12 protein-coding genes are annotated in these 15,000 nt (G+C 63.4%); 1 reads left to right on the forward strand and 11 read right to left on the reverse strand.

Features of this window, described 5'->3' with window-relative positions:
• Nucleotides 1-38 precede the first annotated feature (38 nt).
• Nucleotides 39-665, forward strand: a complete 627-nt coding sequence (locus tag HX792_RS27890; protein WP_176999094.1) for a transcriptional regulator — start codon at nt 39-41, stop codon at nt 663-665.
• Here the strand turns inward: HX792_RS27890 and HX792_RS27895 are convergent.
• The 11 genes from HX792_RS27895 to HX792_RS27945 all read right to left on the reverse strand — a co-directional run bounded on the left by HX792_RS27895 (nt 653) and on the right by HX792_RS27945 (nt 14,666).
• Nucleotides 653-1,033 carry a RidA family protein gene (locus HX792_RS27895; RefSeq protein WP_176999095.1) on the reverse strand — a complete coding sequence of 127 codons (381 nt, stop codon included), beginning with the start codon at nt 1,031-1,033 and terminating at the stop codon, nt 653-655. The genes HX792_RS27890 and HX792_RS27895 overlap by 13 nt on opposite strands.
• A 7-nt stretch (nt 1,034-1,040) precedes the next feature.
• On the reverse strand, nt 1,041-2,294 hold the full coding sequence (locus HX792_RS27900; protein ID WP_176999096.1) for a dicarboxylate/amino acid:cation symporter: 1,254 nt from the start codon (nt 2,292-2,294) through the stop codon (nt 1,041-1,043).
• A 136-nt stretch (nt 2,295-2,430) separates the two neighbouring features.
• Complete coding sequence (locus tag HX792_RS27905) at nt 2,431-3,390, reverse strand: threo-3-hydroxy-L-aspartate ammonia-lyase (protein ID WP_176999097.1); 960 nt, start codon at nt 3,388-3,390, stop codon at nt 2,431-2,433.
• 113 nt (nt 3,391-3,503) lie between these two features.
• A complete protein-coding gene (locus HX792_RS27910; RefSeq protein WP_176999098.1) occupies nt 3,504-4,292 on the reverse strand; it encodes an ABC transporter ATP-binding protein in 789 nt (262 codons plus the stop codon).
• Between the two features lie 11 nt (nt 4,293-4,303).
• On the reverse strand, nt 4,304-5,065 hold the full coding sequence (locus HX792_RS27915; RefSeq protein WP_176999099.1) for an ABC transporter permease: 762 nt from the start codon (nt 5,063-5,065) through the stop codon (nt 4,304-4,306).
• A gap of 9 nt (nt 5,066-5,074) precedes the next feature.
• Nucleotides 5,075-5,827, reverse strand: coding sequence for an ABC transporter permease (locus HX792_RS27920; protein ID WP_176999100.1), 753 nt, complete (start codon nt 5,825-5,827; stop codon nt 5,075-5,077).
• 250 nt (nt 5,828-6,077) lie between these two features.
• The gene (locus tag HX792_RS27925; protein WP_176999101.1) at nt 6,078-8,543 is read right to left on the reverse strand and encodes a TonB-dependent siderophore receptor; all 2,466 of its coding nucleotides are present in this window, start codon (nt 8,541-8,543) and stop codon (nt 6,078-6,080) included.
• 129 nt (nt 8,544-8,672) lie between these two features.
• Nucleotides 8,673-10,913 (reverse strand): TonB-dependent receptor, encoded by a 2,241-nt coding sequence (locus HX792_RS27930; RefSeq protein WP_176999102.1) that lies wholly within the window; start codon nt 10,911-10,913, stop codon nt 8,673-8,675.
• A gap of 357 nt (nt 10,914-11,270) precedes the next feature.
• Nucleotides 11,271-12,329: an ABC transporter substrate-binding protein gene (locus HX792_RS27935; protein ID WP_176999103.1), complete on the reverse strand. Its 1,059-nt coding sequence runs from the start codon at nt 12,327-12,329 to the stop codon at nt 11,271-11,273.
• Nucleotides 12,330-12,444: 115 nt separating this feature from the next.
• Nucleotides 12,445-13,494 carry an ABC transporter substrate-binding protein gene (locus HX792_RS27940; protein WP_176999104.1) on the reverse strand — a complete coding sequence of 350 codons (1,050 nt, stop codon included), beginning with the start codon at nt 13,492-13,494 and terminating at the stop codon, nt 12,445-12,447.
• Nucleotides 13,494-14,666 (reverse strand): LLM class flavin-dependent oxidoreductase, encoded by a 1,173-nt coding sequence (locus HX792_RS27945; RefSeq protein ID WP_176999105.1) that lies wholly within the window; start codon nt 14,664-14,666, stop codon nt 13,494-13,496. The genes HX792_RS27940 and HX792_RS27945 overlap by 1 nt, the downstream gene beginning before the upstream one ends.
• Between the last annotated feature and the right edge of the window lie 334 nt (nt 14,667-15,000).

The following is a 15,000-nucleotide window of genomic DNA, read 5'->3' on the forward strand; positions in this document are numbered from 1 at the left end:
AATTGACGCCCTGTCCAGGACTGGATATGTTGTCTTGCATGAAAAAGACCTCGCTTGAAGAAACCACCCTGATCAGCCAGCTCGAACAGATCGCCGAAGGCTTGAGCCAAACCTTCAGCCCGTTCTGCGAAGTGGTGCTGCACGACTTGCGCGACCCGCAGCACGCGATCCTGGCCATCCACAACAACCTCTCGGGCCGTGCGCCGGGCGATCCGGCCACCGAGCTGGGCCTGGCGCGCATCGCCGACCCCGAGTACCCGCAAATCATTGCCAACTACCAGAACCAGTTCAGCGATGGCCGCCAGGTCAAAAGCACCTCCATCGGCATCAAGGACGCCAGCGGCCAATACGTGGCGGCCCTGTGCATGAACGTCGACCTGTCGTTGTTCCGTGGCTTGCAGGGCCTGCTTGAACAGTTCGGCTCGGTGAGCGGCGACAAGCCCGGCGAATCCCTGGACCCGTCCGGGGCCGATGCCATCCGTGCGCGCATCGACCAGTTCGCCGCGCGCCTGGCCACCACCCCGCGAGCCCTCAAGGCCGCAGACCGGCGCCTGCTTATGCAGGAGCTCAAGGACTCCGGGTGCATGGACGTGCGCCGGGCCATGGAGACCGTGGCCTCGCACCTGGGCGTGTCGCGCGCGGCGGTCTACACCTACGCCAAGTAGCGCGCCACCGCTTCAATTTCTACCAAGTACCCATGATGCAACTCCGGCACCGGCACCACCGCCCGTGCCGGCCGATGCTCGCCCAGCGCGGCGGCGTACACGCGATCGAATTCCGGCCAGTGCCGAACCCCGGCCACATACACCGTGACCTTCACCAGGTCCTGGGGCGTGCCGCCGGCGGCCTGCAAAATTGCCAGCAGGTTATCCAACGCCAGCTGGGCCTGTTCGGCAAACGGGGCCGACAAGTTATGGCGCCCGTCGGGGCTCACCGGCAATTGCCCGGAGATGTACAGCGTTCCGTTGTGGCTGGCGGCCTGGGAATAATGGCCGGCAGGCGGCGACGCGTTTGGGGTGTGATGCAGAGTCATAGTGGTCTCAAGCAAGGGAGGGAAGGGGAGCAGGTTGAGGCTGTTCGTCGGGTGTGGTGCTGCCGATCACTGCCGTGGCCACGCCACAGCCGAACACGTTGGTGGCGGTGCGGCCCATGTCCAGAATCGGGTCAACTGCCAGGATCAGCAGCAAACCGGCTTCCGGCAGGCCCACCATCGGCAAGCCGGCCGCAAGCACCACCAGCGAGCCACGGGCCACGCCGGCCGTGCCTTTGCTGATCACCAGCAAGGTCAGCAGCACCATCACCTGGTGGCCGAAGCTCATGTCGATGCCGTAGGCCTGGGCGATGAACATCACGATAAAGGCCTGGTACATCATCGAGCCGTCGAGGTTGAACGAGTAACCCAGGGGCAGTACAAAACTGGTCACGCGCTTGGGCGAGCCGAAGTTGTCGAGGGCGGCGATGGTCTTGGGGTAGGCGGCCTCGCTGCTGGCCGTGGAAAACGCCAGCAACACCGGGCTGCGCAGCAAGTGCAACAGGCGCTTGAAGCGTGCGCCCAGCGCGATGTAGCCAGCGCCGCCGATCACCAGCCAGAGCAGCGCCAGGCCGAGGTAGAACTGCGCGATCAACTTGCCGAAGCTCACCAGCATGCCCAGCCCGTACAGGCTGATGGTGGCGGCGATGGCCGCAAACACCGCGAGCGGCGCCACCCACATCACGTACTCGGTGATGCGGAACATCACCTGGGTCAGCTCTTCGAGCACGTTCAGGATGCTCGACTTGCCCTGGCCTTTGACAAACGCCAGCCCCGCACCGAAGAACAACGAAAACACCACGATCTGCAGCACCTCGTTATTGCCCATGGCCTCGACGATGCTGCGCGGGAACACATGGGACAAAAAGCCCGAGAGGTTGAAGCTGGCGGTGTTCAAACCACTGGCGCCGCTGGTGGGCGTATTCAGGCCAAGCCCCACGCCGGGCTGGAACAGGTTGGCCAGCAGCAGCCCGATCAGCAGCGACACCACTGAGGCCAGCAGGAACCAGCTCATCGCCTTGAGGCCCACACGGCCAATGGCGCCGCTGTCGGCCATGCTCGCGACCCCGCTGATCAGCGTGGCCAGCACCAGCGGCGCGATCACCATCTTGATCAGGCGCAGGAACACATCGGTCACCAGGTTGAAGTAACCGGCGAGGGTCTTGGCGGTGTCGGCATCCAGTTGCGCATGCAACACGGCTCCCACCAGTACACCCAGGAGGATCGCAATCACGATGGCCCGGGCCAGGTAACGGTTTTTCATAAGCACCTCTTGTTGTTGAGGCCCGGGGCACGCCCGGGCGTTTTTTATCGGCGGCAGTTTTCAGCAGGCAAAGCGGGGCCGTCAGCGCCTCGGCGGGCGCTTTTCGGCCATTAATCAGGTGTGTGCGGGGTGCGGGTCAGCCTTGTAGCAGGCTCGCGTATTTTTCGATGTCGACGTTGCCACCGGTGACGATGATGCCCACGCGCTGGCCCTTGAACCGGCCATTGGCATTGCGCAAGGCCGCCAGGCCCAGGCAACCGGTGGGCTCTACCACCATCTTCATGCGCTGCATGAAGAAGCGCATGCCGTCCACCAGTTGCGCGTCGGACACCGTGAGGATGTCGTTAACCTGGTCACGGATGATCGGGAACGTGTACTCCCCCAGGTGCTGGGTCTGAGCGCCGTCGGCAATCGTGGCCGGGGTCTCGATGTGCACGATGCTGCCCGTCTGGAATGAACGCTGGCCGTCATTGCCGGCCTCGGGTTCGACGCCATACAGCAGGCAGTCCGGCGCCAGTGCGCGGGTCGACAGCGCGGTGCCCGAGAGCATGCCGCCGCCGCCCAGGCCAACGAACAGCGCGTCCAGGGGGCCGGTGAATTCCAGCAGTTCCTTGGCGGCGGTGCCTTGGCCCGCGAGCACGTCGGGGTGGTCGTAGGACGGGATCAGGGTCATGCCGTGCTCTAGCGCCAGGGTCCGGCCGATCTGCTCGCGGTCTTCAGTGACGCGGTCGTAGAACACCACGCTGGCACCGTATTCACGGGTGGCTGCGACCTTGGCTGCCGGCGCATCGGTGGGCATGACGATGGTCGCCGGCATCTGCAGCAGGCGCGCGGCCAAGGCGATGCCCTGGGCGTGGTTGCCGGAAGAGAACGCCACCACCCCGGCCTTGCGCTGCGGCTCGTCAAAGCGCGAGAGGGCATTGAACGCGCCGCGAAACTTGAACGAGCCGGTGCGTTGCAGGTTCTCGCACTTGATGAACACCTGGGCGCCGGTCTCGGCATCCAGGGTGCGCGAGGTGAACACGGGCGTGCGATGGGCAAAGCCTTCCAGGCGCTGGGCGGCGGCGATGACGTCGTGGTAGGTGGACAGTTGCATGGGACGGACCTCTGGAAAAGTACCCGGGCACGGAAGCCCTGTTGTCTATGTTTGGATAAAATATCCATATCAAGACAAATTGTAAAGTTCCGTCTGTCACATGCGCTTTGGCCTCAGTGGCCCACCAGTTCCTCCAGCAACTGTTCCTTGTAGCCTTGCAGCACCGGCGAGGCACGGTCCCGTGGGTGGGGCAGGGCGACGCGGATTTCATGCTTGATCCGCCCGGGGTGGGCGTCCATCACAATCACCCGGTCACCCAGGTACAGCGCTTCTTCGATGTCGTGGGTCACCATGATCACCGTGCAGCGCTGTTGCACCCAGATACGTTGCAGCTCCCGTTGCAGGTGCACGCGGGTCAACGCATCCAGGGCGCCCAGGGGTTCGTCCAGCAGCAACACCTTGGGTGTGTTGATCAGCGCCCGCGCGATTGCCGCACGTTGTGCCATACCACCGGAAAGTTGATGGGGGTAGGCGTTCTCGAAGCCTGTGAGGTTCACCAAGGCAATGTGCTCGGTCACCAAACGGCTTTTTTCGGCCTGGGGCAGCGTGTGGTTTTTCAGGGCCAGGGCGATGTTCTGGCTGACGGTCATCCACGGGAACAGGCGGTGATCCTGGAACACAATGCCGCGCTCCAGGCCTGTGGCAGCAATGCGCTTGCCGTCCAGCAGAATGTCGCCCTGATACTCGGCTTCCAGCCCGACGATCAGACGCAGCAAGGTGGATTTACCGCAGCCACTGGCGCCGACAATGCTGATGAACTCCCCCGGGCGCACGTCGAGGTGGATGTCCTGCAACACCGGCAGGTCGCGGCCTTCGATGCGATAGGCCTTGTTCAGGCCGCGAATCTGCAGGGCGCCGGTCTGCACGTGCTGGTGGAGGGTGTGGTGGGCAATGGCATTCATATCGGGACCTTTCAACGGAGGTTGCGCCAGCGCAACAGGTGGCGGCTCAGCAGGGTGAATAACAGCGTCATCAAGTAGCCGAGCAAACCGATGCACAGCACACTCAGCACGATCACTTCCATGCGTGAGCCGGCTTCGGCGTTCATCATCAAGTTGCCCAGGCCGGCGCCGGAGGACAGGAACAGCTCACTGCCGATCGCCGTGACCCAGGCAAACGCCAGGGCGTGCAATACGCCAGTGGCGATACTCGGCAACGCAGCGGGCAGCAGCACTTGGGTGAACTGTTGCAGCGGCGTCAGCACCAGCACCTGGCCGACTTCACGGTAGCGGCGCTCCACATGGCTGAAGCCTTGATAGGTGTTGAGCACCATCGGGTAAAACGCCGCGAGGCTGACGATCAGCACCTTGGAGAACTCGCCGTTGCCGAACCACATGGCAATCAGCGGGATCCAGCCGAGCATCGGCACCTGGCGAATCGAATGGAACAGCGGGCCGATCAAACGGTTGGCCACGCCTGACAGCGCCATCAGCACCCCCAGCGTCACGCCGAACAGGCTGCCCAGCACCAGGCCAGTGCTGGTGCGCGCCAGGCTGGCCAGCAGGTTGACCAGCAACTCGCCGTTGCCGAGCATTTCCCACAACGCGGCGCCAATCGCCGACAGCGGCACAAACGCATACGCGCCTGCCGCGTTTTGGCGCGAGGCGTATTCCCAGGCCAGGACCAACAGCAGCGGCAGCAACAGGCCGCGTGATTTTTTCAACAAGGGCAGCATGGTGAACTCCTAACGGGTCTGCCAACGGAACAGGCGTTGTTCGAGGCGTCGAAAGCCGTAGTCGAGGCCGAAGCCGATCACTCCGGTGACCACCACGCCGACCATCACCACATCGATGCGCAGCATCTGCCGGGCCATTTCGATCATTTGCCCCAGGCCACTGTCGGCCGCCAGCAACTCGGTGGCCACCAGCACCACCCAGGCGCGGGTCAGGCTGATGCGAAAACCGGTGATGATCGGCGGCGCGGCGGCGGGCAGGGCCACCAGGCGCACAAACGTCGGCCAGCGCAGGCGATACACATCGGCCACTTCAAAGTAACTGCGCGGGATGCCGCGCACGCCTTCGCCGGCCGCCAGGGCCACCGGGAAAAACGCGGTCTTGGCGACGATGATGATCTTGAAGGTTTCATCAATGCCGAACAGCAGCACGAACATCGGGATCAGCGCGATGCTCGGGATCTGGCGCAGGGTGTGGAACAGCGGGCCGCAATACGCCTCGACGTTTTTCGACAGCGCCATCAGCACGCCAAAGGCCAGGCCGCACAGCGAGCCGATCCCAAACCCCAGGCCCAGGCGCGACAGGCTGTTGCCCAGGTGGTCGAGCAGTTCGCCGCTGGCAAGCAGCTCTTCAAAGGTTTGCAGCACCTGGGCCGGTGGTACCAGCAGGTTGCGCGGGAAAATGCCGAGATGGGCCACCAGCGCCCAGGTGGCGAGCAGGGCGAGGGGTGAGATAAGCCAGGAGAGCAGTCGAAGGAGGCGCATGGCAGGTCTTAATTCAGCTGAATACCCGACAGCTATCGCAAGACATGTGCCATGTACGAATCCCGAACACCCTGAAGATCCCCTGTAGGAGCTGGCTTGCCAGCGATAGCGATGTTCCGGTCGACATCATGGTTGGCTGTGCCGCCGCCATCGCTGGCAAGCCAGCTCCTACAGTGGATCTTCAGGGAGACGGGTTGATGCCTGGGCAGCAGAAGGGTGCTGCTGGAGCAGCACCCCTTCAGCAGTCGCCTCAGAAGTCGTAGCTCACACTGGTGTAGTAGAACGCACCCTGGGCACCTTCGGGGCTGGTGATCGAGTACTTCGGCACGCCGTACAGTTGCGCGCCGTCGGCCTTGTCCGGGTGGGTGTCAAACAGGTTGATCGCGCCCACCGAGACTTTGATGCCCTTGTGGAAGGTGTACGACAGGTCCACGTCGGTCACCCATTGCGGACTGAAGGTCTGGTCCAGGTTGGGGTTGGTGGCGTTGAGGCTTTTCCATTCGCCATACCGACGCTGCGCCACGGTGAGGCCCCAGTTCTCATACAGCCAGTTGGCGCTCAAGGTCAGCTTGGAATCCGGCGTGCCGTCCTCGATCAGGCCCTGGGTGTTGCGCCCGACAATCTGCGAGCCCTTGATATTGCCCACGTCGCGCAAGCCGGTGATGGTGGTATTGGTCTTGGCAAAGCCGCTGCTCAGGTTCAGGCGACCCCATTGCTGCAGGTCCCACTGGTAGTTGCCGGTCAGCTCGATGCCGTCAGTGCGGGTGTCGGCCACGTTGGTGTAGAACGCCGCGCTCTGGATGTTGGCGTAGGGCGTGCCGGCAAAGATCGGCGTCACCACGCTGGCCGGCAATTGGTCGGAGAGGGTGATGCGGTTGTCGATGTTGATGCGGTAGGCGTCCACCGTCACCGAGGCGTTTTCCAGGGGGCGCCACACCAGGCCCAGGGAGTAGTTGGTCGACTCTTCCGGCTTGAGCGCCTTGCCGCCCAGTGCCTGGGCTTCGGGGCTGTTGGCGCGCAGGGTGCGTTGTTGCACCTCCACGTAGTTGCCGCTGCCCGGCGGCTGCTCCACCACCTGCACACTGAACGACGACATGCCGCTCTGCACCAGCGACGGCGCACGGTAGCCGGTGCTGGCAGTGGCCCGTGCGGCGATCTGCGGGGTGAAGTCATAACGCAGCGACAGCTTGCCGTTGGTGGTGTCGCCGAAGTCCGAATAGTGTTCGGTGCGTACCGCCACGCCGGCCTGGAATTTTTCGGTGATCTGGCCTTCGACGTCGATGTAGGCGCCGAGCACTTTGCGCTCCAGGGACGCCGCGTCCACCTGGGTAATGCCCGAGTAATAACCGGGAATGCGCCGCCCGGTGATCGGGTCGACCGTATTGAACAACGGTCCGTTCTGCCAGCCCGCCGCCTCACCGGCACTGAGTTGGTAGTTCTCTTTACGCCAGGCCAGGCCAGCCGACAGGGTCAGCGGCTTGAACAGCAAGTCGGTGGGGAAGTCCCGCACCCAGTCCAGGGTCAGGTTGGTCTGGTCGTTCTCGCGCTTGCCGGTGTAGATGTTCGACGGGCTGTTCACGCCATAGCTGGGGTTGATCGCGTTGCGGTCATCGGACTCTAGTGTGTTGTTGCCATGGTTCAGCGCCAGGTCGAACTTGCCCAGCCGGTCGTCCTCGAAACGCAGGCCACCGGTCACGGCATAGTCTTCCAGGCCGTAGCGGGTCACCGGCAAGCGCCCGTCCGGGTAACGTTGCAACGCGGTGCTGCCGTAGTTGTTGCGCAAGGTGGTGGGCGGGTCGAAGAAGCCCTCGGCGTCGGTGTTCTTGTGGGCGTAGGTGGCGAAGCCGTAGGCGGTGAAACCCTCGCCGAGGCCGATCTCGCTGTTGGCCACAAAGTTGTACTGGTCCGAGACATTGCCCGAGCCCCAGCGCCAGGTGCGGTAGCGGTTGTTCTGCTCGCGTGGCGTGTTGACGCTGGTGTCGCCGGGATAAAAGATCCGATTGTCAGGGTTGGTGTCGCTGGCCGGGTCCTGGCTGCCGGCGTCGAAACTCAGGGTGAGGAAGCCGTCGTTGGGCAGGGCAAAGCCTTTCCAGCCACTGAGTTTGCGTTGGATACCATCGCCTTTGTCATAGCCACCGAAGCGGTAGCCGAGGTTGCCGCCGTCGTCGTTTTCCTTGAGCACAATATTGATCACCCCGGCGATGGCGTCGGAGCCATATTGCGCGGCGGCGCCGTCGCGCAGGATTTCCACGCGCTGGATCGCGCTCAGGGGGATCAGGCTCAAGTCCACCGCTGCCGCACCGCGCCCGTTCACCAGGCTCTGGCGGGTGATGTTGGCGCTGCTGTGACGGCGCTTGCCGTTGACCAGCACCAGCACTTGGTCCGAGGCCAGGCCGCGCAGCGACGCGCCTTGGGCGATGGAACCGGCGAACGCGCCCTGGGGCGACTGCGGGAAGTTGAACGACGGCGACAGGGCGGTGAGCGCACCGGACAAATCGGTGGCGCCGGTCTGCTGCAGTTGCTCGCCGGACAACACGTCGATGGGGGCAGCGCTCTGCAGGGCGGTCAAGTCACTGCGGCGGGTACCGAGCACCACGACGGTGTCCAGGTGATCGTTTTTGGCGGTGGGCTGGCTGTTGTCGGCTGCAAAGACAGGCACGGCAAGGCTACCCATGACCAGCGCAATGGCGCCGGCCAACGGAGTGCGTTGGAACATAAAAGTGGTCCTTAGAGGAAATTACACCGCAGCCCTGTAGGAGCCCGGCTTGCCGGCGATAGCGATCTCAGGGCCGCCATCGCCGGCAAGCCGGGCTCCTACAGTGGGTTGGGGGTGTGAATGAGAAGGTTAGAAGCGGCTGGTCACGCTCAGGCCCACGGTGCGGGGGTCGCCATAGGTGATCACATATTGGCCAAGGCCACCGTTGGGCCGGCCATGGACTTGGTAGCGGCGGTCGGTGAGGTTGTTGACGAAACCGGTAACGCTGAGTTTTTCGTCGGCGCTGTACCAGGTCAGCCGGCTGTTGGCCAAGGTGTAGTGGGGCTGGCTCAGGTCTTTGTCGGCGCTGCTCTGGCGGTCGGCGAGGAAGTATTCCTTGTCGCGGAAACTCACGTCGGCACCGGCCACCAGCTTGCCGCCGATTTCCAGCGGGAAGGTGTAGTCGCCGCCCAGGGACACCACGTTACGCGGTGAACGCACGAAGCTGTTGCCGCTGTAGTCGCCGGTGACCGCACCGGTGTTGGGGTTGGTGTTCTTGAAGTCGGTGTATTCGGTGTCCAGGAACGAGATCGCCGCGCGCAGGTGCAGGTAGTCGGTGGGTTGGCCTTCCAGCTCCAGCTCGGCGCCCTTGACCTTGCCCTTGGCGCCGTTGGTGAGCGCGGTGGTCAGCACGCCGTTGTTGACCGTCAGCAGGTTCACCTGAATATCCGAGTAGTCGTAGTAGAAGATATTCGCGTTGGCCGTGAGGCGGTGGTTGAACCACTCCGACTTCACGCCGAACTCATAGGCGTCCAGTTGTTCCGGGTCCACCGTGGTCAGCTGCGACAAGCTGGTGGACAGCCCGGTGTTGAAGCCCCCGGAACGGAAACCGTGGGCATAACGGAAGAACACCCGCACGTTGTCGTTGATGCGGTATTCCGGGGTCAGGTCGTAGGTCCAGGCTTCCCAGGTCTTGTCTTCCTGGCGATTGCCGTTGGTGCCGACACCGGCCAGCGGGATCAACGGGCCGTTGGCCGTGGCGCGGGTCAACTGGGTGAGGTTGAGGTCGATGTCTTTCTTTTCCTGGGTCCAGCGCAGGCCACCGGTGACGCTGAAGTTGTCGGTGAAGTCGTAGGTCAGGTTGCCGAACAGCGCGTAGCTGTCGGTCTTGTGGTCGTAGCTCAGGTCACGAAAGTCCGTGGCGCCGCCGATCTGGTTGGAGCCGGTGCCGTTGGGTGTCGGCCCCGGCACGATGAAACGCCCGGCCTGGCTGTCGAGGTCTTCATGGAAATAGTGCGCGCCGGCCAGCCAGCGCAGGGTTTCCTGCTGGGGCGAAGCCAGGCGGATTTCCTGGGAATACTGGGTGTATTTGTTGTCGGCAGTGGACGTGCCGTTGACCTCGTACGGCGTGTAGTCGGCGTCACTGCTGGACTGGCCGCGAATGTAGTCGTACGCCGTGATCGACGTGAGCGTGTAGTCGCCCAGGTGCCAGTTGAGGGTCAGCGAGGTGCCGTCGTGGTTGAGCTTGGAGTCGTCATCCACGTTCAGCGCGATGTTGCGCCCGGCCGGGCGCTGGTAGCCCACGTTGTAATAGCGGCCCAGGGTCAGCGCACCGTTGGCGCCGTCGCCCTTGAACTCGCGGCTGTGGATCTTCCACAGGGCATCGAGGTCGTCGTTGAGCTGGGCGAAAAACTGCAGGCGCACGGCCTTTTTGTTCACGTCGCCGTAGGTGTGGTCGTCCACCAGGTTTTTCTGGAAGCCGTCGCGTTCTTCCGAATACAACGAGATTCGCGCCGCGAGTTTCTCGTCCACCAACGTGCCGCCCAGGGCGCCGCTCAAGATGCGTTCGTTCTTGCTGCCAAAACCGATGGTGCCGAAGCCGTCGGTATCGAAGGTGGGCTTTTTCGAGATGATATTCACCGCGCCCGCCGTGGTGTTCTTGCCGTACAGCGTGCCTTGCGGGCCGCGCAGGATCTCGATGCGCTCCAGGTCCCACAGCGGCCCACCCCCGGCAATCGGCGCGTTCAAGTAGACGTCGTCGGCATAGATACCCACCGGGTACACCGTGGCCGCACCGGTGTCGCCGGTGCCCAACCCACGGATGTACCAGCGCGGGCGGCCATCGCCGTCCGGGTTCTTCGCCGACGCGTTGGGAATGAAGGTGGTGATGTCGCCCATGTTGCGCACGCCGTCGGCGACAATGTTGGTGCCCTGTACCGCCGACACCGCCACCGGAACCTCTTGAAGGGTTTGCTCGCGGTGTTGTGCAGTAACGGTCACGGTCTTGAGGGCCGGTTCGGTTTTAGTGGTGTCCTCTTCAGCGGCGTGAGCGCCGCCTGCGACGAGTAAAGCGAGCCATAAGCCCTTGGTGATTGGATTGATGGTGTGCATGAAAATCTCCCCCGGAAAATGTGTCCTTGAAGGGGGTAGAGCAGAGATCGTGCCAAGAGGATTTCAGGTTTGATACGTATGGCTAACGTGCTGTTTTATAAGTAATAAAATATTGGAAGTGAGGTTTTTTTACGGATAAAACCAGGCCGTGAAAACAGCCTGTCGAAGATTCAGCAGGAGTTGCTTGGAGGGTGCTGCTGGAGCAGCAAGAGAGGTGTTGCCAGACCAACACATTTTTGTTGGTTCACACGTACCTTGTAGGAGCCCGGCTTGCCGGCGATGGCGTTCTTGAAATCGCCATCGCCGGCAAGCCGGGCTCCTACAAGTGTGTGGGTAAGCCGCAATAGTGGGGCGGGGTTAGACGGCAACGCGGGAGGTAGAACCAATGACCTTTTCCAGCACACTGAAATCAATCCAGTCACGCACATCGAAGCGCCTTGGAATGAAATGCCAGCGAAACAGAAAATCCGTGAAATCCTGCAACGCTTCAATCGACCGCGAGTCCAGGGTGGTACGCAACCGCCGATGCGCATCCTCGCCATACGCCGCGGTTACCCAGTACTCGCTGGTGTTCAGTTCCTTGGCCAGAAAGCGCCGGGTCTCATCCGGATTGGCCCAGGCCCATTGCTCGGTGCGCAACACGGTGTCGACGATTTTCACGCTGGCATCAAAGTGTTCCTGCAGCAGATTGATGTCCACCGTGAGGGTGCGCGGCGTGCCGTTGTTGCTGCGGATCAGCGGGTCGGGGTGGGAGCCGGTGTCGACCACCACGTGCAGGCCGAACTCGTTGGCCAGGTGCACGGCATGGGCGCCCTTGAGGAAGATCGCGTCGATATCGCCGCGCAGCAGGCCGATCAGTTCGTTGTTGCGCCGGCTGAAACGGCTGACGCCCAGGCTGACTTCGGGGCCGTACACGTAAGAAGTCTGGTTGTCGCTGTAGGTGCCGCCGTAGGGGTAGTCCACCAGCTCCACATCGCTGACGTTCAAACCTTCCAGCTTCAGCGCGTTTTCCAGGCCACGCAGGGCCTGGGCGCGGGTGAAGTCGATCTGCACGTTGGCCCATTTGGGCAGGCCGAAGCGGCGGTTCTTCAAGTCGCGCACGCTCTTCACACCGCTTTCGGCGGTGGTCAGGATCAACTGCACTTCGTCGCTCCACGACAGCCCCAGCACGCGGGTCTCGACGCCACTGGCATAGGCCCAGATCGCCGGGATGTTGCCGCCATGGCGCACCGAGTTTTGCAGGTGATGGTCGTAGTGGGCTTCGCGCACTTCCCGTTCAGTGGATTCGCGCAACGATTGGATGTTGGTGCCGTAGGGCAGGAAGGCTTCGGCCAGCCGCCCGGATTGCACGGCAATGCCAAGCCCGGTGGGCACCGGGCTGTGGGTGTACCAGAGGGTATCGAGTGGTTTGCTCATAAAGGTCTTCGTTCAACTCCATGAAATTTCGACGCTGCCCGATCCGTAGGAGCCCGGCTTGCCGGCGATGGGGGCCATGAGTACGCCATCGCCGGCAAGCCGGGCTCCTACAGGGTTAGCTGGCGAGTGCGGTGTTGCCGTCTTGCAGCGCATGCAGCGGCCGTGCATCGATCCATTCGCGCACGTCGAAGGTGTAGGGAATAAAGCGCCAGCGGTGCAGGAAGTTTGTGAAGTCCTGCAGGGCGGCGATGGCTTGTTCGTCCAGTTCGGTGCGCAGGCGCAGGTGCGCATCTTCGCCGTAGGCGGCGCTCACCCAGTACTCGCTGCTGTTGGTTTCCTGCGCCAGGTAGCGGCGGGTGTCTTCGGGGTGGGTGTGGGCCCATTGCTCGGCACGCAGCACCGAGTCGAGGATGCCGACGGCCACGTCGAAATGCTGCTCCAGCAGGTTCAGGTCCACCGCCAGGGTGCGCGGTGTGCCGTTGTTGCTGCGGATCAGCGGGTCGGGGTGGGAACCGGTGTCGATCACCGTGTGCAGGCCGAAATCATGGGCATGCTGGGCCGCGCTGGCGCCCTTGAGGAAGATCGCATCGACCTCGCCGCGCAACAGGCCGATCAGTTCCAGGTTGCGCTCGCTCACTTGGGTGTTGACCGGCGTGCCAGCCACATTGCGCACCGCGCTGTCGCTGAACGTGCCGCCGTAGCGGAAGTTGACCAGCTTCACATCGCCAACCTTCAAGCCTTCCAGCGACAGGGCGTTTTCCAGGCCACGCAAGGCCTGGGCGCGGGTGAAGTCGATCTGCGCGGCGGCCCAGTCCGGCAGGCCGAAGGTACGGCCCTTGAGGTCCTTGACGGTCTTGATGCCGCTGTCCTGGCGGGTCAGGATCAGCTGCACCTCATCGGCCCAGGACAAGCCGATCACACGGGTCTCGCGGCCTTGGGCACGGGCCCAGATCGCCGGAATATTACCGCCGTGGCGTACCGAGTTTTGCAGGGTGTGGTCGAAGTGCGACTCGCGCACGGCCTTGTCATTGGACTCACGCAGGGACTGCACCTCGGTGCCGAGGGCGCCGACGGTGTCTTGCAGCCAGCCTTTCTGCACCGCAATGCCCAGGCCGGTGGGCACGGGGCAACGGGTGTACCAGAGGGTGTCGAGGGGTTGCGTCATCACAGGTTCTCCCGCAGCGCTCGGGCGCTGGCTTTCAAGGGTTGCAGGGCCGGGCGTTGGTGCACCAGCGGCAAGACTTCCTGGCCAATGCGCAGGGCTTCTTCCAGGTGCGGGTTGCCGGCGAGGATAAACGTCGAGAAGCCGGCGTCGCGGTATTCCACCAGGCGCTCGGCGATGTTTTCGTGGCTGCCCACCAGGCCGACCGTGGGGCCCGGCTTGGCCTTGGCAAAACCGGCCCACAGGTTGGGGCCGATGATCAGGTCGTCAAAACGGTCGACGTTCTGGTGGTAGGCGGTCTGCCGCGCAGCACCCACCGAGTCCGAACCGCTGGTAAACCCCTTCGCCACGGCACTGGGCTTGCCTTCGAGCTTGTCGAACTGACGGCGCAGGTCTTTCCAGGCCAGCTCTTCGGTCTCGCGGGCGAACAGGTCGACCCGCAGGCCAAACCGCACGCTGCGACTCTGTTTGTCGGCCAGCTCACGCACGCGGTCGATGTGCGGCTTGAGTTTGTCGATGGGCTCGGCCCAGTTCAGGTAGACGTCGGCGTGCTTGGCAGCCACACCGAGGGCGGCGTCCGAAAAGCCGGAGAAATACACCCCGGGCTTGCGCTCGTTCTGCAGGCCGTGGGGCAGGGCGCCGTTTTCGAGCTGGTAGATATCGCCGTCGTAGGAGAATTTTTCGTTGGCCCACAGGCCCTGGATGATGTCGAGGAATTCGCCGGTGCGTTTGTAGCGCAGGTCGTGTTCCAGGAAGTCGCCATTGGCGCGCTGGCTGGCGGGGTTGCCGCCGGTGATGATGTTCCAGTCCAGGCGGCCACGGCTGAGGTTCTGCAGGATCGCGGCCTGCTGGGCGGCGTAGGCGGGCAGGGTCCAGGTGGCTTGGAAGGCGATCAGGAACTTGATGCGCCGGGTTTCCCGGGCCAGCGCGGCGGCGGCAATCCACGGCTCGGGGCCGGTGGGCAGCAGCGCGCCTTCGAACCCGGCGAGTTCGGCGGCCTTGGCGACTTGGGCGATGTAGTCGATGTAGGTGAAGTCGTCGGGCTCGCCGTTGGGCAGGCGGCCAGGGGCGATGTGGCCGGGGCGGTAGTGGGGGTTGCCGCGGTTGTGTTTGTCGGTGGTGAGTTGCGGGCCGTCGGTGCCCAGTGGCAGGCGCCAGAAAAATTCAGTGCTCATGGGTGCTCCTGATTCGGTCGTGCGAGGTGCGAGGGACCTGATGGGGGGATGTGTGCAACGGGCATGCCATGGGGCGTTGGGCCCACGTGGGCTTGGGTTGGCGGGGGATTGGGGAGAGGGGGTGCTGCTGGAGCAGCAGTGGGGCAGCAGTGGGTGTTGGGGGTGAAGCAGTGGCTTGTTTTTGGGGTGGGAGTACATATCCGTTTTTTGGGTGATGGCTGCTTATGGTTCCGCCCTTACGGCGGGTCACTTTGGGAAAAGCCCCAAAGTAACCAAAGGGCTCTTGCCCCAACACTCGGCACCTCGCCTAGGCTCGGTGTGCCCGTAATCCGGC

The sequence above is a fragment of the Pseudomonas sp. B6002 genome (assembly GCF_013385985.1).
GTDB lineage: Bacteria > Pseudomonadota > Gammaproteobacteria > Pseudomonadales > Pseudomonadaceae > Aquipseudomonas.

Bases quoted from the DNA above. Each gene is read 5' to 3' on its own strand.
- HX792_RS27940 (WP_176999104.1), bottom strand. From the start codon at position 13,494: ATGACGCAACCCCTCGACACCCTCTGGTACACCCGTTGCCCCGTGCCC.
- HX792_RS27925 (WP_176999101.1), bottom strand. From the start codon at position 8,543: ATGTTCCAACGCACTCCGTTGGCCGGCGCCATTGCGCTGGTCATGGGT.
- HX792_RS27895 (WP_176999095.1), bottom strand. From the start codon at position 1,033: ATGACTCTGCATCACACCCCAAACGCGTCGCCGCCTGCCGGCCATTAT.
- HX792_RS27935 (WP_176999103.1), bottom strand. From the start codon at position 12,329: ATGAGCAAACCACTCGATACCCTCTGGTACACCCACAGCCCGGTGCCC.
- HX792_RS27900 (WP_176999096.1), bottom strand. From the start codon at position 2,294: ATGAAAAACCGTTACCTGGCCCGGGCCATCGTGATTGCGATCCTCCTG.
- HX792_RS27915 (WP_176999099.1), bottom strand. From the start codon at position 5,065: ATGCTGCCCTTGTTGAAAAAATCACGCGGCCTGTTGCTGCCGCTGCTG.
- HX792_RS27920 (WP_176999100.1), bottom strand. From the start codon at position 5,827: ATGCGCCTCCTTCGACTGCTCTCCTGGCTTATCTCACCCCTCGCCCTG.
- HX792_RS27910 (WP_176999098.1), bottom strand. From the start codon at position 4,292: ATGAATGCCATTGCCCACCACACCCTCCACCAGCACGTGCAGACCGGC.
- HX792_RS27945 (WP_176999105.1), bottom strand. From the start codon at position 14,666: ATGAGCACTGAATTTTTCTGGCGCCTGCCACTGGGCACCGACGGCCCG.
- HX792_RS27930 (WP_176999102.1), bottom strand. From the start codon at position 10,913: ATGCACACCATCAATCCAATCACCAAGGGCTTATGGCTCGCTTTACTC.
- HX792_RS27905 (WP_176999097.1), bottom strand. From the start codon at position 3,390: ATGCAACTGTCCACCTACCACGACGTCATCGCCGCCGCCCAGCGCCTG.
- HX792_RS27890 (WP_176999094.1), top strand. From the start codon at position 39: ATGAAAAAGACCTCGCTTGAAGAAACCACCCTGATCAGCCAGCTCGAA.